14 protein-coding genes are annotated in these 19,683 nt (G+C 74.4%); 7 read left to right on the plus strand and 7 right to left on the minus strand.

The genetic code is table 11. From position 1 onward, the window contains the following. Window positions 1-58: 58 nt before the first annotated feature. From MXD57_RS16110 to MXD57_RS16120, 3 genes are all read right to left on the minus strand, one after another. Window positions 59-1,537 (minus strand): glutamate-cysteine ligase family protein, encoded by a 1,479-nt coding sequence (locus MXD57_RS16110; RefSeq protein ID WP_250402129.1) that lies wholly within the window; start codon window positions 1,535-1,537, stop codon window positions 59-61. A gap of 118 nt (window positions 1,538-1,655) precedes the next feature. Further along, on the minus strand, window positions 1,656-3,719 hold the full coding sequence (locus MXD57_RS16115) for a SpoIIE family protein phosphatase (RefSeq protein WP_250402130.1): 2,064 nt from the start codon (window positions 3,717-3,719) through the stop codon (window positions 1,656-1,658). 316 nt (window positions 3,720-4,035) lie between these two features. Next, entirely contained in the window at window positions 4,036-5,913 is a 1,878-nt protein-coding gene (locus MXD57_RS16120; protein ID WP_250402131.1) for an acyl-CoA dehydrogenase family protein, read from the minus strand. Window positions 5,914-6,299: 386 nt separating this feature from the next. Here MXD57_RS16120 and MXD57_RS16125 point away from each other — a divergent pair, with 386 nt between their 5' ends. The 4 genes from MXD57_RS16125 to MXD57_RS16140 all read left to right on the plus strand — a co-directional run bounded on the left by MXD57_RS16125 (window position 6,300) and on the right by MXD57_RS16140 (window position 10,551). Next, window positions 6,300-6,983 (plus strand): ScbR family autoregulator-binding transcription factor, encoded by a 684-nt coding sequence (locus MXD57_RS16125; RefSeq protein ID WP_250402132.1) that lies wholly within the window; start codon window positions 6,300-6,302, stop codon window positions 6,981-6,983. Window positions 6,984-7,104: 121 nt separating this feature from the next. Further along, complete coding sequence (locus MXD57_RS16130; protein WP_250402133.1) at window positions 7,105-8,343, plus strand: cytochrome P450 family protein; 1,239 nt, start codon at window positions 7,105-7,107, stop codon at window positions 8,341-8,343. Between the two features lie 259 nt (window positions 8,344-8,602). Further along, a complete protein-coding gene (locus MXD57_RS16135) occupies window positions 8,603-9,259 on the plus strand; it encodes a ScbR family autoregulator-binding transcription factor (RefSeq protein ID WP_250402134.1) in 657 nt (218 codons plus the stop codon). A 221-nt stretch (window positions 9,260-9,480) separates the two neighbouring features. Further along, entirely contained in the window at window positions 9,481-10,551 is a 1,071-nt protein-coding gene (locus MXD57_RS16140) for a YihY/virulence factor BrkB family protein (protein ID WP_250402135.1), read from the plus strand. A gap of 425 nt (window positions 10,552-10,976) precedes the next feature. Here the strand turns inward: MXD57_RS16140 and MXD57_RS16145 are convergent, their stop codons facing one another. Continuing rightward, window positions 10,977-12,203 carry a cytochrome P450 gene (locus tag MXD57_RS16145; RefSeq protein WP_250402136.1) on the minus strand — a complete coding sequence of 409 codons (1,227 nt, stop codon included), beginning with the start codon at window positions 12,201-12,203 and terminating at the stop codon, window positions 10,977-10,979. A gap of 513 nt (window positions 12,204-12,716) precedes the next feature. On the opposite strand from MXD57_RS16145, the gene MXD57_RS16150 reads away from it, so the two are divergent. Next, the gene (locus MXD57_RS16150; RefSeq protein ID WP_250402137.1) at window positions 12,717-14,090 is read left to right on the plus strand and encodes a tannase/feruloyl esterase family alpha/beta hydrolase; all 1,374 of its coding nucleotides are present in this window, start codon (window positions 12,717-12,719) and stop codon (window positions 14,088-14,090) included. Between the two features lie 181 nt (window positions 14,091-14,271). On the opposite strand, the gene MXD57_RS16155 is transcribed toward MXD57_RS16150, so the two are convergent. Next, window positions 14,272-15,855, minus strand: a complete 1,584-nt coding sequence (locus MXD57_RS16155; protein ID WP_250402138.1) for a glycerol-3-phosphate dehydrogenase/oxidase — start codon at window positions 15,853-15,855, stop codon at window positions 14,272-14,274. Beyond that, the gene (locus MXD57_RS16160; protein ID WP_250402139.1) at window positions 15,852-16,451 is read right to left on the minus strand and encodes a TetR/AcrR family transcriptional regulator; all 600 of its coding nucleotides are present in this window, start codon (window positions 16,449-16,451) and stop codon (window positions 15,852-15,854) included. The genes MXD57_RS16155 and MXD57_RS16160 overlap by 4 nt, the downstream gene beginning before the upstream one ends. 83 nt (window positions 16,452-16,534) lie before the next feature. Here MXD57_RS16160 and MXD57_RS16165 point away from each other — a divergent pair, with 83 nt between their 5' ends. Continuing rightward, window positions 16,535-18,127: an FAD-binding oxidoreductase gene (locus tag MXD57_RS16165; RefSeq protein ID WP_250402140.1), complete on the plus strand. Its 1,593-nt coding sequence runs from the start codon at window positions 16,535-16,537 to the stop codon at window positions 18,125-18,127. A 52-nt stretch (window positions 18,128-18,179) separates the two neighbouring features. Further along, window positions 18,180-19,082, plus strand: coding sequence for a YegS/Rv2252/BmrU family lipid kinase (locus MXD57_RS16170; RefSeq protein WP_250402141.1), 903 nt, complete (start codon window positions 18,180-18,182; stop codon window positions 19,080-19,082). 39 nt (window positions 19,083-19,121) lie between these two features. Here the strand turns inward: MXD57_RS16170 and MXD57_RS16175 are convergent, their stop codons facing one another. Beyond that, window positions 19,122-19,538: an ATP-binding protein gene (locus MXD57_RS16175; RefSeq protein ID WP_250402142.1), complete on the minus strand. Its 417-nt coding sequence runs from the start codon at window positions 19,536-19,538 to the stop codon at window positions 19,122-19,124. Window positions 19,539-19,683 lie beyond the last annotated feature (145 nt).

Here is a 19,683-nt window from a genome sequence, read left to right on the forward strand (position 1 = left end):
GGGGAGCCCGGCCCGTGACCGGCCGGGCGCCGGCGGACCCGCTGCGCGAGCGGCGCGGTCAGTCCACCGGCCAGGTGTGGACCGGGGCGTTGAGGTGCATGTAGTCGATGTACAACTCGGTCATCCGGCGCAGCGCCTCATGTCGGCCGGCCTGGGTGCCGGACTCGATGCGGTGGAACATCTCCTTCTGCCACACCGCCCCGTTGCGGGCGGTGACGCAGCGCTGCTCGATGATGCCGAGCAGCGGCTCCCGCCAGGCCGAGTCCATGCCGGAGTGCTCGAGGCCGCGGTGCGCCAGCGGCAGCAGCCTGCGCAGCACCAGTTCGGGCACCGGCACCTCACCCATGCCGGGCCAGTACAGCAGCGCGTCGATCCCCTGCCGGGCCGCCGTGTGGAGGTTGTCCTCGGCCGCGGCGAAGGACATCCGCGACCACACCGGCCGGTCCTCCTCCACCAGGGCGCGCGTCAGACCGTAGTAGAAAGCGCCGTTGGCCAGGGTGTCGGCGACGGTCGGTCCGGCGGGCAGCACCCGGTTCTCGACCCGCACGTGCGGCTTGTCGTGGGCGATGGCGTAGACCGGCCGGTTCCAGCGGTAGATGGTGCCGTTGTGCAGGGTCAGTTCGGACAGTCCGGGTACGTCCCCCCGGTCCAGCGTCTCACCTGGATCCTGCTCGTCGCACAGCGGCAGCAGCGCGGGGAAGTAGCGCAGGTTCTCCTCGAACAGGTCGAAGACGCTGTTGATCCACCGCTCGCCGAACCACACCCGGGGCCGGACCCCCTGGACCTTGATCTCCTCGGGGCGGGTGTCGGTCGCCTGCTCGAACAGCGGTACCCGGGTCTCGTGCCACAGCTCCTTGCCGAACAGGAACGGCGAGTTGGCCGCCAGTGCCACCTGCACCCCGGCGATGGCCTGCGCCGCGTTCCAGTAGTCGGCGAAGTTCTCCGGGGACACCTGAAGGTGGAACTGGGTGCTGGTGCAGGCGGCCTCCGGGGTGATCGTGTCGGCGTACGTCCGCAGCCGGTCGACGCCGTCCACCTCGATCCGCAGGTCCTCGCCGCGTGCCGCGAAGACCTGGTCGTTCAGGAGCCGGTAGCGCGGGTTCTCGGACAGGGTCCCCTCACCGATGTCGTCCTGCCGCAGCGTGGGCAGGATACCGATCACGACCAGGCGCGCGCCGACCGATCCGGCCCGCTCGTCCGCGTGGTTCAGCGCCGCGCGGATCTCGGACTCCCAGGCGTCGGGTCCGCCCTCCGTCAGCGTGCGGGGCGGCACGTTGATCTCCAGGTTGAACCGGCCCAGCTCGGTGGACCAGGCGGGGTCCGCGATGGCCTCCAGCACCGCGGTGTTGCGCATGGCGGGCTCGGCCGCGTCGTCGACCAGGTTCAGCTCGATCTCCAGCCCCACCTGGGGCCGCTCCGCCTCGAAGCGCTGATCGCGCAGCATCTGCGCGAAGACGTCGAGACACTCCTGCATCTTGATCCGGTACCGGCGCCGGTCCTCACGGGTGAAGACGAGTGCCGGGACGTCCCGTCCCATCCGTCCTCCTGGATCGCGCTCCTCGAAAGACCTCCCGTCCCAGGGTGGCATTGCGGGGCGAACCGCACCATGTGGGGCGGGGATTGCGTCCGGCGCCCGGCGCCCGGCGGCGCGGTCCTCATAGCGCCCGGGCGACGAGCAGGGCCACGTCGTCGTGGTCCTCGGGATGCCGCAGGCCGTACAGCAGCAGGTCGCAGGTCTCCTCCAGCGGCCGTTCCGGCTCGTCGAGGAAACCGAGGAGCACGTTGAGGCGGTCGTCGATGGAGTGCTGCCGCGTCTCCACGAGACCGTCGGTGTACAGCACCAGCAGATCCCCGGGCCCCAGCTCCACCGTGGCCGTCTCGAACTCGACGCCCCCGACGCCGAGCGGCGCCCCGGCCGGCAGGTCGAGCAGCTCCGGCGCCCGGCCGGGCCGGGCGAGAGCGGGCGGCATGTGCCCGGCGTTGGCCACGGTGCACCGCCCGGTGCGGGGGTCGAAGGCGGCGTACAGGCAGGTGACGATGTAGTGCTCCAGGTCGCAGGTGATCCGGTCCAGGTGCTGGAGCACCGCGTCGGGGGCGAGGTCCAGGTCCGCGTAGGCGCAGGTCGCCGTGCGCAGCCGGCCCATGGTGGCGGCGGCGTCGATGCCGTTGCCCATGACGTCGCCCACCACCAGTGCGGTCTTGTCGTCGGCCAGCGGGATGACGTCGTACCAGTCGCCCCCCACCTCGCTGGTGGCCTGCGCCGGCTGGTACCGCGAGGCCAGCTCCAGGCCGGTGTGGTGGGCCGAGTGGTCGGGCAGCAGGCTGCGCTGGAGGGTGAGCGCGGTGTTGCGCACGCTCTGGAACCAGCGGGCGTTGTCGATGGCGATCGCGGCGCGGCCGGCCAGCTCTCCGGCCAGCACGACGTCGTCGTCGTCGAAGGGCAGCGGATTGCGGGTGCGTTTGAGGTCGAGGGCGCCGAGCACCTCCCCGTGCGCGATCAGGGGAACGGCCAGATACGAGTGCACGCCCGCCCGGGCCAGGTAGGCGCCGGCCTCCTCGTTCCGCGCGATGCGCGACAGGTCCCGCTCGCCGACGTGCCGGACCAGGACCGGACGGCCCGTGTGGACGCACAGGGTCACCAGCCGGTCACCCTCGTAGGAGGTGAGGTCGCCGGGCGGATCGGCGGCCCGCAGCGCCACCGTGGGGTGGGCCGCCCGCAGCGCGAGGGCGCGGAACAGCTCCGGTCCGTTGTCCGGCCGGCGGACGCGCCGGCAGGCCAGGGCCGAGTCGAGGACGTCGACGGCGACCACGTCGGCGAGGCCCGGCGTGGCGATGTCGGCCAGTTCGCGGGCGGTCTGTTCCACCTCGAGCGAGGTGCCGACCCGGGTCGAGGCGTCCGCGATGAGCGCCAGCCGCCGTCTGGCCCGGTCCGCCTCGGCGGCCGCGTGGTGCCGCTCGGTGACGTCGACCACGGAGGTGGCCGCGCCCAGCACCCGCCCGCCGGGGTCCTCCAGGCGGTAGAAGGACAGCGACCAGGCGTGCTCGTGCTCCGGGTCGGAGGGCGGCAGGCCCACGTGGTACTGGTCCAGCAGCGGCAGGCCGGTGGCGATCACCTGGCGCAGACAGGACTCGACGGTGCCCACGTCGAAGAACGGCAGCATCTCCCGCAGCCGGCGCCCGATGTGCTCCTCGGCGGGCACACCGTCGATCCGCTCGAGCGCCGGGTTGACCAGCAGGTAGCGCAGCTCCGGGTCCAGCAGGGCCAGGCCGATCGGGGACTGGTTGATCAGCCGCTCGCACAGGGCCAGATCGGTCTCCACCCGCTGCAGCAGCGTGTGGTCGGCCGCGATGCCCAGGGCGTACACCTCTCCCACGTCGTTCAGCAGCCGCATGGTGCGGAACTCCGTCAGCCGGCTGCTGCCGTCCTTGAGCCGGATCGGGAAGGCGCCGGCCCATCCCCGGCCGGTCTGCAGGACCTCGGAGAACAGGCTCACCACGGCCTGCAGGTGCTCGGGACGGACCAGTAGCTGCGCCGCGTACTGGCCGAGGACGTCCTCGGCCGTGTATCCGAACAGCTCCTCGGCCTGCGGGGTCCAGAAGACGATGCGCCCGCTGGTGTCGAGCGCCACGGCGGCCACACTGAGCACGTCCAGCAGGCCGGTCGGGCGCGGCCGGTCGGGGCTGTGCTCGTCGCCGGCGCGGAAGGAGTCCACTGCCATACCGGATCCACCTCCACCGGTCGGTCGTCGGGGGCCGTACTCCGAGCGCGGGGGACCGGTACCTCCATGCTGCCCCTGGCGCCGGGCCCGCCCCAACCGCAGAACGGCCCGTGCGCCCCGGGCGGACCGGCGGGGGCGCGGGGCGCGCAGCACGCGGGACGGTGGAGGGCGCGGACGGAACCCGCAGCGGCGGTCCGGCGCGGCTTCTGCGCCCGCGACGGACGGGAGCCGCCGGATCCCGCCGCGGCCGCCGCGAGTCCGCCGCCCCGCGGCCGGGTGGAGCGTCCGGTCCGGGCGGACGGTCCCGCCGGTCCGGTCAGTCCTCGACGCCGTCGGCAGCGTGGTCGGTGCAGTGGCCGGCGAGCGCGACGGGGCCGGGGCCGGCCATCGGGATGCCGTCGAGATACTCCCTCGGCAGGTCGAACGCCTCGACCAGTTCGGTCATGTGCGGCGCGAGGTCGCGCAGGACGTCGTCGAGGAGCCGGGGGAGGGCGCGTACCTGGTCGGCGGAGAGGTGGCCGTCGGCCAGCAGGTCACCGGTGAACTCGCCGAGCTGCTGCAGCAGGAACAACCGGCACAGTCTTTCCAGCAGTTCGCCCGCCTCGGGGCTGCGCGCCCGGCCCACCGCGGTCAGGAAGGCGTCGGCCGCCTGCAGCCGGGCGTGCACCGAGACCATCTCCAGAGCGGCGGAGGAGGCGCCGTTCCACCGCTCGACCGGATCACCCGAGGGACCCCGGCGCAGCGCGGCCCGCGCCCGGTCCTGCCAGACGGCCTCGGCCCGGGCGAGCAGACCGCGCAGATGCCGGACGTCCGCCAGCCGTTCCACGCCACCGGGCGGTTCGGGGTCCTGGCGCGGCGGCTGATGCTCGAACAGCATCTCCGCGGCCGCCTTCACCCAGATCACCAGGTTGTCGCCCTCGGCGGTGATGGTGCCCTCGATGTACTGCGGGAACTCCGACAGGCCGTTGGCGGCGAACAGACCCTGGGCGCCGCAGCGTTCGCGGCACTCGACCGTGATGTCCCGGGCCTGCCAGGTGATCCAGCTCTTGGCCACGGCGACCAGCCGCTCGGCGTCGGCGCGTTCCCCGGCGTCCGCCGAGGTGCGCCCGAAGGCCCAGCGGGCGAGCACCGCACGGTGCAGGAAGGTCATGGCGTAGGCGGTGGCGACGCCCCTCAGCAGTCGCCCGTGGTGCGAGCGGTGGGCGTTGACCGGGATGCGCTCGCCCGCGCGCGGACCGCTGACCAGCCGGTGCTCCCCGTGGCGAACGGCGATGGCGAGCGCGGCCCGGGTCGCTCCGACGGCGGCCCCGCTCATGCACAGCTTGCCCGTGGTGACCCGGCCGATGGAGTGCAGGAACCGCTTGCGCCGGTTCCCGAGACGGCTGCGCAGCCGGCCCTCGGCGTCCAGGCGGCCGTGCTCGGACTCCAGCAGGGCCTCGCGCGGCAGCGCCACCCGGTCGAACGCGGTCAGGCAGTGGTCCACCGGCGCCCCGGTGCGCAGTGGCAGCCGGCGGACCCGGACCCCCGGCAGCAGTCCCCGCTCGTCGCTCAGCGGGGTCAGGAAGAGGAAGACCCCCTCGTCCCGGCCCCCGACGAGGAGGCGGGCGGCGACCACGGCGCTCTTCGGGCCGCCCGTCATGCTGGTGTTGGGCATGAACTTCTGCGCGCCCGCGTGCGGGGTGTCGAGCACGAACCCGCCCGTCTCCGGGTCCAGTTCCGCCGTGGTCTCCAGCGCCGAGGCGTCGTTGCCGTGGTCCAGCTCGGTGCACAGGAAGGTTCCGGTACGCCGCAGGGCCGTGAAGTCGGACAGGTCCCGGTGCCCGGCTCCCCCGTGGTCGAGGAGGCTGCCGAGGAAGAGGTTGTAGTGGATGCTCGCCACCGTGCACAGGCCCCCGCCGCCGTCCACGATCGCCGCCCACTCGTGCAGCGCGGCCAGCAACCGCGGATCGTCCGCGAGCCGTTCGGCCTCTCCGGCGGTGTCGTTCACCAGGCGCAGCCACTCGTAGGCGAGCGCGGCGCGCTCGGCGGCGCCGAGTCCGGGGCGGTGGCGGAAGGTGTCCTTGGCGATGAGGTCGCGCCACATCCCGTGGACGCGCTCCCGGTCGTCGCCGTCGAAGAGGAGCCGGGTCAACTCGCCGTGGTCCTCGGCCTCCGGCGAAGGGGGGAGGTGTACCTGGGGCGTCAAAAGGGTCATGGCCCTCTCCCGTCGTCGCGGATCCGGCAGGGTGGGTTGCGCAGAGTCAGAAGATACGGACCTTCCGGTTTGCTTATCAAGCCAAATTTCTGCCAACGGTGGCCGAACAGGAGTGCCTCGTGGACCCCGCCGGACGCGGCCGTGAGTGGAATGCGCGACTCCCCTCGGGCGCGGTGTTCCTCCCCGTGCGGACGGGTTCCGCGGGGCATTGAGATACCGGTCGACAGGTTTTATCGTGGCGTCGGCGACGGCCCGGGGGCCCGTGCGCGCGGTGCAGGGGAGGCATCCATATGGTTGAAAGGGCATCTTCCGAGGTGGCACGATACGTACCTGTCGGTTTCTTTTCATGGCCGACGGGTCCGTGAAGCCAGTGCGGAGGATGTGCCGTGGCCCTGCAGGAACGAGCGATCAGGACGAGGCGCAACATCCTGGTGGCGGCAGCCGAGGTCTTCGCCGACGTCGGCTACGAGGCCGCGACCATCTCGGAGATCCTCCAGCGGGCGAACGTCACCAAGGGCGCCCTCTACTTCCACTTCGCCTCCAAGGAGCAGCTCGCCCAGGCGGTGCTGACCGACCAGCTCAAGTCGGTGCCGGCATCGCCGCCGCGGGAGCTGGTGCTCCAGGAGGGGCTGGACGCGGGCTTCCTGCTCGCCCATCTGCTCGGCTCGGGAGACGCCATGGTGCGCGGCAGCATCCGTCTCACCGTGGACCAGGGCTCACCGCAGGACGGGCTGGACCGGCGGGTGCCCATGGCCTCCTGGGTCGACTACAACGCCATGCTGCTGGAGCGGGCGAAGGCGAACGGGGAGCTGCTGCCCCAGGTCGACGTCCGCGCGGCGGCGAAGGCGTTCGTGGCGGCGTTCACCGGTGCACAGGTCCTCTCCAAGATCATGAACGACCACTCCGACCTGATGGAGCGGGTGGTCGACCTCTACCGGCACCTGATGGCCGGCATCGCCGTCCCCGCGGTCCTGGTGCGTCTGGACATGTCGCTCGACCGGGGCAGACGCGTCCACGAGGAGGTCATGGAGCTGCGCGGGGAGCCGCAGGAGGCCCCGGCAGCCGGCTGAACGGAGGTCCTCCGCCGAGCACGGCCGCCGGTTCCCTCCCGGAGCGGGGGAGCCGGCATCGCTGCCATGGGCACGTCGCCACGCCACAACGTGATGCAGGACCGACCCAGGGAGCACACCGATGGAACAGACCACCTGCCCGCACGCACTGGACCTCACGGGCCGGGACCACATGGGGGAGGCCGCGACGCTGCGTGCCCAGGGCCCCGCGGTACGGGTCGAGTTGCCCGGCGGCATCCTCGCCTGGGCCGTCGTGGGGCAGACGCACGTGGAGCGGCTGCTGACCGACCCGCGCGTCTCGCGCAGCGCGCGGCTGCACTGGCCGCCCTTCATAGCGGGGGAGATCACCGAGGAATGGCCGCTCTACCCGTGGGTGGCCAACGAGAACATGCTGTTCGCCTACGGCGAGCACCACACCAGGCTGCGCCGGCTGGTGGCCGGCGCGTTCACCGCGCGGCGCTCCGAGGCGCTGCGGCCCCGCGTCCGGGAACTGTCCGCCGAACTGCTCGGCGAACTCGCCGCCCTGCCGGCCGGCGCCCCAGTCGACCTGCGCACGGCCTACGCGGAGGTGCTGCCGCTCCGGGTCGTCTGCGAACTGTTCGGTGTGCCGAGGGGACCCGAGACGGACGCCCTGTCCGCCGCGCTGAGCACCGTGTTCAGCTCCACCGTCCAGGGAGCCGAGATGGAGGCGGCCCGGCTGGAGGCCTTCGGGCGGCTGGCCGCACTGGTCGAGGTCAAGCGGGAGCGGCCGGGAGACGACCTCACCAGCTCGCTGATCGCGGCCAGGGACCACGGAGACCGGCTCACCGAGGACGAACTGCTGGGCTCCCTCTTCATGTTCATCGCCGCCGGCCAGGACACCACCGCCACCCTCATCACCAACGCGGCCGCCGCCCTGCTCACCCACCCCGACCAGCTCGCTCACGTGCGCGAGGGCCGGGCCACCTGGGCGGACGTGGTCGCCGAGACCATGCGGGTGCACACGCCCGGCGCGTACGCGCCGATGCGGTTCGCCGTGGAGGACATCGACCTGGACGGGGTGCGGATCCGCAAGGGCGACTGCATCCTGGTCAACTTCGCGGCAGGCGGCCACGAGGCCGAGCGGCACGGGCCCGACGCCGACCGCTTCGACCTGCTGCGCGAGCGGAATCGGGACATCCTCGGCTTCGGCCACGGACCGCACCGCTGCCTCGGCGCCCCGCTCGGGGAGATCGAGGCGGCCTCCGCGCTCTCCCGGCTCTTCGAGATGTTCCCGGCCGTTGAACTCGCCTGCTCGCCGAAGGAGTTGGAGCCATTGCCCACGTTCATGCTGAACGGCCACCGGTCACTGCCGGTGCTGCTGGGCCCGCGGCACCCCTGAGTACGCGGCCGCCGGCGGTCCGCCGTCCGTTCGGGCGGCGGACCGCCCGCGCCTTCCCCTCGCCGACCGGTCGCGCGGTTTTCCCGCCGAGTCGACGGCGGACCCCCCGCGCCATGAGGGGTCTTGAGAGTCCCGCGGGGTTTTCCCGCCGCGTGTGACGGCAGGCCTTGCCGTGCCCGTCCGGCATAAACATACTGAACGTGCGGTTTACGGGGCCGAGGAGTGGCCTGCCTCCGCGCCGGCCCAGGAGGAGGGCTACATGGTCAAGCAGGTACGGGCGGTGCGCACCCGGCAGGCCCTGGTCCGCGCGGCGGCGGAGGCCTTCGCCCACGACGGCTACGCCCGCGCCTCCCTGCCCGCGATCAGCGGAAGGGCCGGGGTCAGCGCCGGCGCGCTGCACTTCCACTTCCCGAGCAAGGACGCCCTCGCCCGCGAGATCGAGTGCGCCGCCGCGTACTCGGTGCGGGAGCTGGCCGAGTGCGCGCGGTCCACGGAGGCGGGTGCGGCGGGCACGCTGGTCGCCGGGATCCGCCGGCTGGTGGTGGCCCTGGCCGCCGATCCCGTGGTGCGGGCCGGGTTCGTACTGAGCGCCGACCCCGCGCGGCACAACGGGACGGCGGTGCTGGACACCTGGCGCGACTGGGTGCGCGACACGGCCCGGCAGGCCCACGAGGCCGGGGAACTGCGGGAGGGGGTCTCGCCCGAGGGCGTGGCCACGGTCGTGGTGGCGGCGACGGTCGGCTTCGAGCGGCTCGGAGGCCCGGACCGCGACCCGGAGTCGGAGGACCGCATGGTGGAGTTCTGGACCTGCCTGCTGCCCCGGCTGACCGCCGCGCCCGCCGCCTGCCCCGCCCGCCTCCCGGCCGGCGAGCCAGCCGTCGGCCGCGGCGCCGGTAACAGCATGGCCGGGCTGTAGCCGCCGTCCCGTGCCGGCCGGCCTGGAGAGCGGTCCGGCCGGGCCGCCGCAGGCGGCTGCTGCGGGGCCGGAGGACGCGTGCTCCACCCGGCCCGGCTCCCGCGGGGCGAGGGGAGCCGGACCACGCCGGCCGCGGCCCGCGACACGAGGCCGCCCGGCGGAGAACCGCCCCGGTCCCGGCACCGGCTGCGTATCCGCGTCTGCGGGGGTACCCGGAGGACATGGCGCGACTGCATCTTCCAGGGCACAAGGACCACCACGACGGCGACGGCGACCGTGCGCGGGAGCCCCGGCCCCCGTCACCGGAGGAAGCCGGGCCCGGCCCGGAGGTCGAGCGGCGTGCCCCGGACTCCCCGACGAAGCTGCCGAAGGCGGCGTGGGGCCGCGTCCTCAAGGGCTCGCTGCGCGAATTCAAGGAGGACGAGCTCACCGACCGGGCCGCCGCGCTCACCTACTACGGCGTGCTGTCCCTCTTCCCGGCGCTGCTGGTGCTGATCTCCCTGCTGGGCATCACGGGCAAGTCCGCCACGGACAGGGTGCTGGCCAACCTCAAGCACCTCGCGCCCGGCCCGGCCCGCGACATCCTCACGCGCGCGGTGGAGCAGTTGCAGGGCAGCGCGGGCACCGGCTCCGTCCTCGCCGTCGTCGGTGTGGTGCTGGCCGTCTGGTCGGCCTCCGGCTACGTCGCCGCCTTCATCCGCACCGCCAACGCCGTCTACGACGTCCCCGAGGGCCGGCCGATCTGGAAGATCCTCCCGGTCCGCCTGGGTGTGACGGTCGTCCTGATGGTGCTCGCCGTGATCAGCGCCCTCATCGTCGTGTTCACCGGCGGCCTCGCCCGGCGTGCCGGGAACGCCCTCGGCATGGGAGACGCCGCCCTGACGGCCTGGGCGATCGCCAAGTGGCCTGTGCTGGTCGTGCTGGTCACCGTGATGATCGCGATCCTGTTCTGGGCGACCCCGAACGCCAGGATCCGGGGGTTCCGGTGGATCACCCCCGGCAGCTTCCTCGCCCTGCTCCTGTGGCTGCTGGCGTCGGCCGGGTTCGCGCTGTACGTCGCCGGGTTCGCCTCGTACAACAAGACCTACGGGACCATGGCCGGCGTCATCGTCTTCCTCGTCTGGCTGTGGATCAGCAACCTGGCGATCCTGCTGGGCCTCGAGTTCGACGCGGAGACCGCACGGCAGCGGGCGATCGCCGGCGGGAACCCGCCGGAGGCGGAGCCGTACGTCGAACCCCGCGACACACGCGCGTGGGACGAGGAGGACATACGCCGGCTGGACGACGCGTGAGGGAACCGGGCGCGGCCGGCCCGGCTGCCGTACGCCGCCGGCGACTGCGCCGTCGTCGTCCCCGCCGGGACGATCCACCGGGGGGATGCCGAGGACCGCGCCGCTCGCGGTGAGCCGCGGGTCCGCCCGGGAGGCGGCGGGCACCGGCGTGAGGGCGGACCCCGTCAGCGCCGGGCCCACCCGCGCCGGCGGGGCCGAGTTCCTCGCGCGCGGACGCGCCGGCCGTTCCCCGCGTCGGGGCGAGGCCCGGCGCGCCTCGTCCACGAGCACCCCCGCGGTCCGCGCCACGGCGCCCGACCGAGCCGGCGGAGACCGCCGGCACGGCGGTCCACCCCGGCTCCGGGCGGGCCCGGCCGCCACCGGGGAGCGCCGCGCGTGCACGGCGGTCACGCGGACGCGCGCCTGCCCCGACCGGCGCCGCGCGGCTACCAGGTCACCGGCAGGACGCGCGGCCCGCGGATCAGACCCTCGCGCTGGAACTCGACGTCCTCGGACGCCACGGCGAGCCGGATCCGCGGGAAGCGGCCCAGCACGGCCCTGATCATGACCTCGGCCTCCATCCGGGCCATCAGGGCCGCCAGGCAGAAGTGCGGGCCGTGGCCGAAGGCGAGGTGACCGGCGCCGTCGCGGCCGAAGTCGAGAGCGTCCGGGTCGGGGAAGACGGCCGGGTCGCGGTTGGCGGCGACATAGGCGTTGTAGACGACCTCGCCCCGGCGGATGAGCCGGCCGCCGACCTCCACGTCCTCGGTCGCGATCCGGGGGATCCCGACGCCGTTGCGGTGGGGCACGAACCGGTACAGCTCCTCCACCGCCTTCGGCACCAGCGCCGGGTCGCGCCGCAGCCGGTCGCGGTGGGCCGGATGGGTCAGGAGCGCGTACATCATGGAGCCGCTGTTGTTGCGGACCGCGTGCCCGCCGCTGACGTAGACGGCCATGGCGAGCGAGACCGCCTCGTCGTCGCTGATCTCGCCCGCAGCGGCGGCCTGGGCCAGCACAGTGGCGAGGTCCTCCCGGGGCTCCGCGCGACGCCGTGCGAGCAGATCGACGACCCGGCCGCGGGTCGCCTCGCGGGCCGCCCGGTTGCGGTCACCGCCGTCCGGGTCCTTGGACAGCAGCGCCTCGGAGTTGCCGGCCCAGTCGCGCCAGTCGTCCTCGTCCGCGCCGAGGAAGAAGCACACGACGGCGATCGGGAACGGGGTGTGCAGGTGTTCCATGAGGTCGGCCGGCGGTCCGGCCTGCTCCATGCCGTCGAGCATCCGCTCCGCGGTGCGCTCCGCCAGCGGGCGCAGCCGGTCCATGCCCCTGGCGGTGAACGCCCGGGCCACGACCCGGCGCAGCCGGGTGTGCCGCGGCGGGTCGATGTACTGCAGCCCGGCCGTCTGCGAGGCCACGGCCTGCGGCGCCATGCTGGTCACGGAGCGCCCGACGAGCTCCGCGCGGGAGAAGCGCGGGTCGGAGGTGACGAACCGGACGTCCTCGTAGCGGGTGACCAGCCAGGCGTCCCCGGAGCCGTACGGCAGTGTGATCCGGGTGACCGGCTCGTCCCGGAGCACCTCGTCCAGGAACGGGTCGGGTTCCAGGGCGGGCAGGTCGTCGACGGGCCAGTGCCGCACCTGCGGGGCAGGTGCCGCGGGCTCGGTGTCGAAGCTCATGTCGCATCACTCCTGACTGCCCCCCGATTCCGAAGTGCGGTTCCGCCTGCGGGCGGCCGCGCGTCAGCAGGTCCCGTGCTCCACGCCGGAGTATCCGGGGGAGGGGCTGTCGCGGTGCGGACGCGGTGCCCGCCGTACGACCACCCGGGCCGGCCGCCGCGTCCGGGACTCCGCGCCCGGTCGCGGGGCCGGCTGGTGCGCTCGCCCGGCGCCGTCCGCGCTGCCTCGCCCGGACGGCCGGGGCGGTCTGCCGCCGTCGGCCACGCTGCGTCCTTTCGCCGAACCTCTCTGTAGCGTGCCGCAGTCGCCGACCGCCCGCACGCCGGGACCCTCGGGAGCGCCCTGGGAGGGCGAGTGCGCCGGACCTCGGCGGCATGTGTGCCCATGCCATCCCTGACGCTCTCGGTGTGTGGCCATCGACCATGGTCGGGCGGGCGTGGGGGGCCAACCATGTGCACGGCACGCGCTCCAGCTCCCTCCGTAGCCGCACCACCGGACCCGGAAGGCCGCACCATGCACCCCAGTCGACGAAGCACCCTCCTGTCCGTCGCCGTGCTCGCGGCGGCGTCCGTCACCCCCGCGGCCTCGGCCCGGGCCGACGACGGCTCGCCCGGCCGGGGCGCTGCCCGGCGCCGGATCACGGTCCCGGGCGCCGAGCTGCAGCAGATCTCCCGCCACGACGACCTGACGACCAGCGCCCTCGCCGGCACGGCCTGGACCGACACCGCCGACTGGGCCGGACTCGCCGCCAAGGGCACCCGCAACCCCACCGGCGTGCCCGGTCTGCAGATCGACGGCTACTTCCCGGGCTCCTCGCGGCTGAACACGCTGCACGGCTGGAACCGCGACGCGCAGTTCGTGATCCGGCTGCCCGAGGACTGGAACGGCGCACTGGTGGTCACCGGCGCCCCGGGGGTGCGCAGGCAGTACGCGATGGACACCCTGGTCTCCGACTGGGTGCTGGCCCAGGGGTACGCGTTCGCCGCCACCGACAAGGGCAACAGCGGACCCGACTTCTACACCGACGGCAGGCGTCCCGGCGACGCCGTCGTCGAGTGGAACCGGCGCACCACCCAGCTCACCCGCGCCGCCAGGGCGGTCGTCGCCCAGCGTTACGGACACGCCCCGCGCCGCACCTACATGACCGGGATCTCCAACAGCGGCTACCTCACCCGGTGGCAGCTCGAGAACCACCCCGAACTGTACGACGGCGGGGTGGACTGGGAGGGGCCGCTGTGGCGCCCGGAGGGCCCGAACCTCTTCACGTTCCTGCCCACGGCCGTCGCCCGCCTGCTCGGCCGGGCCGGGGACGAGGACATGTACGCGGCCGGGTTCGCCCGCGGCTCCGAGTTCCTGTGGCCCTACCACGAGAAGGCCTACTGGGGACTGACCCAGAAGACCTACCGAGCCGAGTTCGACCCCGCCTACGACCCCGCCGACCCGGGTGCCTCGGCGGGTTCGACGGTCGAGGAGATCCTCGCCCCCTGCCCCTCGGACGCCGACTACGACTACGCGTCCCGGCCGCGCGCCGTCCACGACGCGGTCGCCCGGGTCTCGCTCACCGGGCGGATCGGCAAGCCCATGATCACCCTGCACGGCACCCTGGACGCGCTGATACCGATCCGGGTCCAGTCCGACCTGTACGCGCGGATGATCGCCGAGCAGGGCCGCTCACGGCTGCACCGCTACTACCGGATCGAGGGCGGCACCCACGTCGACAGCCTCTACGACGCCTACCCGGACCGGCTCCGCCCGATCCTGCCCTGCTACCGGGCCGCGTTCACCGCCCTGACCGACTGGGTGGAGCACCGGGAGGAACCCCCGGCGAGCGGCACGGTGGCCCGGCCGGCCACCGGTGACCTGGTCGACACGGGGTCGCTGACGTGAGCACGGACCGTCCGCCGCCCGGGTCCGCGCCGCGGCCCCGTCCGGTACGGGCGCGGCGCGGTGCGTCCGGTACGAGGGCGATGCTCCGCCGTGCGGCGTGCCGCACCGGACGACGCGCGCCTTCCGGCGGACCTCCCCGGTCACGGCACCGGAAGAGGGCCGGGCACGGCCGCGCCCGGACTCAGCGCTGGCCCGCCGCCGCCCGTTCCAGCGCCTCCCGGGCCGTGGTGAGGGCCTCGGTGCGGTCGTCGGGGACCAGACCGATCCGGGTGCGGCGGTCCAGCAGGTCCGAGGCCTCCAGCGCGCCCTCGTGCAGGGCGGCCCAGACGAGCTCGGCCCGGGTGACCGGGTGGCCCGGCAGGACCGCTTCGGCCAGGCCCGGATCGCGTTCGGCCAGGGCCTGCACGGCCGGCGCCTCGGTGCCGTACCGGCGGACCAGCCGGCGCCGCGCGGGCAGGGCCCGCAGCACCGCGGGCGGCGCGGCGCCCACCAGCGGGAGGCCCGTGGTGGGGGAGGGCCGGGCGGGCAGGCCGCGGGCCTCGAGGACGGCGTCCACCGCGTCCTGAGCCATCCTCCGGTAGGTGGTCAGCTTGCCGCCGACGACGGTGGTCACCCCGTCCGGCGAGGTCAGGACCGCGTGCCGGCGGGAGATGTCGGAGGTTCGGGCCGCCGCGTCGGCCTCGGCCCCGGACCCGCCCGTGTCCAGCAGCGGGCGCAGCCCGGCGAAGGCTCCGACGACCTCGTCCCGGCGCACCGGAACGTCCAGCACGGACCCGAGCACGTCGAGCAGGAAGCCGATGTCGGTCTCGGGCACCTCCGGCACGTCCGGCAGGGGGCCGTCGACCGGTTCGTCGGTGAGCCCGACGTACACCCGGCCGTCGCCCTGCGGAAGGACCAGCACGAAGCGGTTGGTCTCGCCGGGGATCGGGATGTGCAGCCCGGCCGGCAGCGTGCCGAGCCGCTCCGAGCGCAGGACCAGGTGGGTGCCGCGGGAGGGGCGGATCCGGATGCCGTCGACCAGCTCGCCCGCCCACACGCCGGTGGCGTTGATCACGGCGCGGGCGCGGATCTCTCCCTCCTCGCCGGTCAGTTCGTCCCGGACGCGGGCGCCCGCCCCGGTCAGCTCCAGCACCCGCACCCGGGTCAGCACCCGGGCGCCGCGCGCGGCGGCGGTCCGGGCGAGGGCGGTCACCAGGCGCGCGTCGTCGGTCACCCGGCCGTCCCAGGACAGCAGCCCGCCGCGCAGCCCGTCCGCGCGCACCGCGGGCGCCAGGTGCCGGGCCTCCGTCGCCGACAGCCGGCGCGGCGCGGGCAGCACCTGCCGGGGCGTGCGCGCCGCGAGCCGCAGCATGTCACCGGCCCGGAACCCGGCCCAGGCCAGTGAGGCCTGGGCCCGCGACACCAGCGGCGTCAGCGGCAGTACGAACGGCTGGGCCGACACGAGGTGCGGGGCGGTACGGGTCATCAGCACCCCGCGCTCGACCGCGCTCTCGTGCGCGACGTCGAACTGCGCCGAGGCGAGATAGCGCAGCCCGCCGTGGATCAGCTTCGAGCTCCAGCGCGAGGTGCCGAACGCGAGGTCGTGGGCGTCCACGGCGACGACGTCCAGCCCGCGGGCGGCCGCGTCCAGCGCCGCTCCGGCCCCGGTGGCGCCGAGCCCGACGACCAGGACGTCGCAGACCCGGCCGTCCGCGGCCTCGGCGACTTCACGGGCGCGCCGGCCCGCGCTGAGGGACGAACCGGGTACGGCCTCGGGGTGACTCATGGCGTCAGGGTCCTCTCCAGAAGGGCGCGCAGCTCACCGAGCAGGGCGGCGGAGTCGAGGTCCGGGTCGTCCTCGTCGGTCATCGTGCGCAGGGACAGGGCGAAGGACTGCACCACCAGCAGCAGGGCGCGCGCCTGCCGCTCGGTGTGTGCGGCGCGCACCGAACCGTCCGCGTGGCCCTCGCGCAGCGCCTCGGCCAGCAGCGCCAGCAGCGCCTCCTGACTGGTGCCGCGCCGGTCCAGGACGTAGGGGAGCAGCAGTTCGGGATCGACGTCGACGATCTTCCGGAAGAGCGGGTGCGCGCGGAACGCCTCCACCCCCGCCACCAGCCCGTCCACGATCCGGGCGCGGGTGTCGGTGTCCGGTGCGGACTCCGGTATCGCGCGGGTGGCCACGTCGATCCACTCGCGGGTCATCAGATCGCCGACCAGGGTGCGCAGATCGGGCCAGCGCCGGTACAGCGTCATCCGCGAGACACCGGCGCGGCGGGCCACGTCGGCCAGGGTCGTACGGCGCACTCCGACGGCCAGTACGCAGTCGCGCACCGCGTCGAGTACGGGATCGCTGTCCGAACCGTTGTGACGAATAGGCGTCATGTGTCACAGTGTAACGCCCCGGGGGCCGGGCGGAGCCGCCGCCGCGCGAACCGAGCACACCGACCTGTGAGGACGACCCTTCGATGGACATGCTGTGGAACGGCTGGGGCGACCCGGCGAAGGCCGCGCCCCTGCCCGGCACGGTGACCGCACTGCTGCGCGACCTGCTCGGTGTCACACCGCGCACCGCGCCGGCGCTCGCGCTCGAGGACATCCGGCTGCCCGAGCCCACGGCCGCCCCGGCCGCGCTCGAGGCGCTGGCCCGCGCCGCCGGCGGCGCCGAGCACGTCCGCACGGACGTGGAGAGCCGCGTCCGGCACACTCGCGGCAAATCCACCCCCGACCTGCTGCGGCTGCGCGCCGGTGACCTCCACGACGTCCCGCAGGCGGTGGTCCTGCCCGCCACCCACGACGAGGTGCTCGCCGTGCTGCGGGCCTGCGCCGCGCACCGCCTCGCCGTCGTCCCGTTCGGCGGCGGCACCTCGGTCGTCGGCGGGCTCACCCCCGAACGGGGCGCCTTCGTCGCTCTGGACCTGCGCCGTATGAACGGCCTGCTCGACCTCGACCCGGTCTCCCGCACCGCCGTGCTCCAGCCCGGCCTGCGCGCCCCCGAGGCCGAGGCCCTGCTCGCCGAACAGGGCTTCACCCTCGGCCACTTCCCGCAGTCCTACGAGTGGGCCACCATCGGGGGCTTCGCCGCCGCGCGCTCCAGCGGCCAGGCCTCCGCCGGCTACGGCCGCTTCGACGACATGGTGCTCGGCCTGACCCTCGCCACCCCCGAGGGCACCATCGAGACCGGCCGCGCCCCGCGCTCCGCCGCGGGCCCCGACCTGCGCCAGCTCGTCCTCGGCTCGGAGGGCGCCTTCGGCGTCATCACCTCCGTCCTCGTCCGGATCCGCCCGCTGCCGCAGGCGCGCGTCTACGAAGGCTGGCGGTTCGACTCCTTCGAGGAGGGCGCGGCGGCCCTGCGCCGGCTCGCCCAGGACGGACCGCGCCCCACCGTGCTGCGCCTGTCCGACGAGACCGAGACGCTGATCGGCCTCGCCCAGCCGGACGCCATCGGCTCCCGGCTCGAACGGGGCGACGCCGGATGCACGGCCATCACCGGCTACGAGGGCACCGCCGAGGACACCGCCCGGCGGCGCGAGCGGGCCGCGGACGTCCTGCGGGCCTGCGGCGGCACCCCGATCGGGTCCGAACCGGGCGAACGCTGGGCGCACGGCCGCTACTCCGCGCCCTACCTGCGCGACGCCCTGCTCGACGCGGGCGCCTTCGCCGAGACCCTGGAGACCGCCGCCTTCTGGTCCCGCGTCCCCGAGCTGTACGCCGCGGTCCGCTCGGCCCTGACCGACACCCTCACCCGGGCCGGCACCCCGCCGCTGGTGATGTGCCACATCTCCCACGTGTACGAGAACGGCGCCTCCCTGTACTTCACCGTGGTCAGCGCCCAGGGGGAGGACCCGGTCGCACACTGGGCACCCGCCAAGCACGCCGCCAACGACGCGGTGCTCGCCGCCGGCGGCACCATCAGCCACCACCACGGCGTGGGCACCGACCACCGGGACTGGTACGTCCGGGAGGCGGGCGCCCTCGGCGTGGCCGCGCTGCGCGCCGTCAAGCACCGCCTGGACCCGGACGGGCTCCTCAACCCGGGCGTCCTGCTGCCCACCGACTGACCCACCCCGCCGGCCCCATCCGTTCCCACTGTCACCGCCCGGAGGCACACCGATGCGACAGTTCACCGCCGTCGTCAACCCGACCGCGGGTGACTCGACCGGGGCGGCGTCGCTGCTCCAGGTGGCCCGCCTGCTCCGCGAGGCCGGGGCCGGGCTGGAGACGGAGTACAGCCACAGCCTCGCCCACGCCCAGGACATCGCCCGGCAGGCCGGAGCACGCGGCCGGGTGGTCCTGGCAGTGGGCGGCGACGGCATGGCCGGCGGTGTCGGCGGCGCGCTCAGCGGGACCGGTACCGTCCTGGGCCTCGTACCCGCGGGACGGGGCAACGACTTCGCGCGCGCCCTCGGCCTGCCCCGTGACCCCGCGGCGCTCGCCGACATCCTGCTGCACGCGGAGCCCGGACGGGTCGACACCATCGAGGTCGAGTCCGCCGTCCACCGGCGCACCGTGGTCCTCGGCAGCGTCTACGCCGGCGTCGACGCGCTCGCCAACCGGCACGCCAACCGCACCCGGCTGCTGCGCGGGGCCGCCTCGTACTACACGGGCGGCCTGCGGGCCGTCACCAGCTGGCGGCCGGCCGACTACCGGGTCACCGTCGACGGCGAGGAGCACCACCACCGCGGCTACACCGTCGTCGCCGCCAACTCCCCCTACTACGGCTTCGGCCGCCTCATCGCCCCCGGCGCCCGGGTCGACGACGGGCTGCTCGACGTCGTACTGATCCGCGAGGCACCGCGCCTGCTGTTCTTCACACTGATGAACGAACTGAAGACCGGTGACCATGTGAAGCGCCCCGAGGTCCGGATCCTGCGTGGAAGGGAACTGCGCATCGAGGCCTCCCGGTCCGTCCCGTACGGCGCCGACGGCGAGGTGGAGGCCACCTTGCCGGTGACGCTCCGGGTGCGCCCCGCCGACCTGCCCGTGCTCTACCGCCCGGGCACCGCCGGCGACTGACCGGCCCCGCGGACGCCGGGCGGCCGGCGGGGCCGGCGGTCAGTCGCCGGCGGTGCGCGGCGGCCGGAAACAGGCGTGCACCACCTTGCCGTCCGGACAGTGGCGGGCCTGCCAGGTGTCGGCCAGCGCGTCGACGAGCAGCATGCCCCGTCCGCCCGGGCGCTCGGGGTCCGCCGCGCGGGGGACCGGCAGCCGCCGGGAACGGTCGTGGACGGACACGTGCAGGCAGGTGCTGTCCCAGGTCAGCACCAGATCCGCCGCGCTGTGCGCGTGCACGTGCGCGTTGGTGACCAGCTCCGAGATGGTCAGCAGCACGTCGTCCACGGTCCCCGGCGCGGACTCGGTCCAGCCCAGCGACCCGAGATGCCCGCGCGCCCAGTCGCGCGCGGTCTTGACGCTCGAGTCCAGTGGCAGTGAGCGTGCCCAGCCCACCGCCCGCAGCGATGCTTCCTTCACGATGTCCCTCCCGCAGTGCCGGTGCGACGCGGATACCCGCTCGGCGGACATCGACGCGACCGGCGGCCCACCGGGCCCGGTCCGGGCCCGCGCGGACGCCTCGGGCGGAACGTCCCGGCACCACCCCGGGAGGGCCGCGCGGGCG

The sequence above is a fragment of the Streptomyces cellostaticus genome, from assembly GCF_023630175.1.
GTDB lineage: Bacteria > Actinomycetota > Actinomycetes > Streptomycetales > Streptomycetaceae > Streptomyces > Streptomyces cellostaticus_A.

Coding starts and splice junctions, on each gene's coding strand:
- MXD57_RS16115 (WP_250402130.1), bottom strand. CDS start 3,719: ATGGCAGTGGACTCCTTCCGCGCCGGCGACGAGCACAGCCCCGACCGG.
- MXD57_RS16155 (WP_250402138.1), bottom strand. CDS start 15,855: ATGAGTCACCCCGAGGCCGTACCCGGTTCGTCCCTCAGCGCGGGCCGG.
- MXD57_RS16150 (WP_250402137.1), top strand. CDS start 12,717: ATGCACCCCAGTCGACGAAGCACCCTCCTGTCCGTCGCCGTGCTCGCG.
- MXD57_RS16110 (WP_250402129.1), bottom strand. CDS start 1,537: ATGGGACGGGACGTCCCGGCACTCGTCTTCACCCGTGAGGACCGGCGC.
- MXD57_RS16140 (WP_250402135.1), top strand. CDS start 9,481: ATGGCGCGACTGCATCTTCCAGGGCACAAGGACCACCACGACGGCGAC.
- MXD57_RS16135 (WP_250402134.1), top strand. CDS start 8,603: ATGGTCAAGCAGGTACGGGCGGTGCGCACCCGGCAGGCCCTGGTCCGC.
- MXD57_RS16145 (WP_250402136.1), bottom strand. CDS start 12,203: ATGAGCTTCGACACCGAGCCCGCGGCACCTGCCCCGCAGGTGCGGCAC.
- MXD57_RS16165 (WP_250402140.1), top strand. CDS start 16,535: ATGGACATGCTGTGGAACGGCTGGGGCGACCCGGCGAAGGCCGCGCCC.
- MXD57_RS16130 (WP_250402133.1), top strand. CDS start 7,105: ATGGAACAGACCACCTGCCCGCACGCACTGGACCTCACGGGCCGGGAC.
- MXD57_RS16170 (WP_250402141.1), top strand. CDS start 18,180: ATGCGACAGTTCACCGCCGTCGTCAACCCGACCGCGGGTGACTCGACC.
- MXD57_RS16160 (WP_250402139.1), bottom strand. CDS start 16,451: ATGACGCCTATTCGTCACAACGGTTCGGACAGCGATCCCGTACTCGAC.
- MXD57_RS16120 (WP_250402131.1), bottom strand. CDS start 5,913: ATGACCCTTTTGACGCCCCAGGTACACCTCCCCCCTTCGCCGGAGGCC.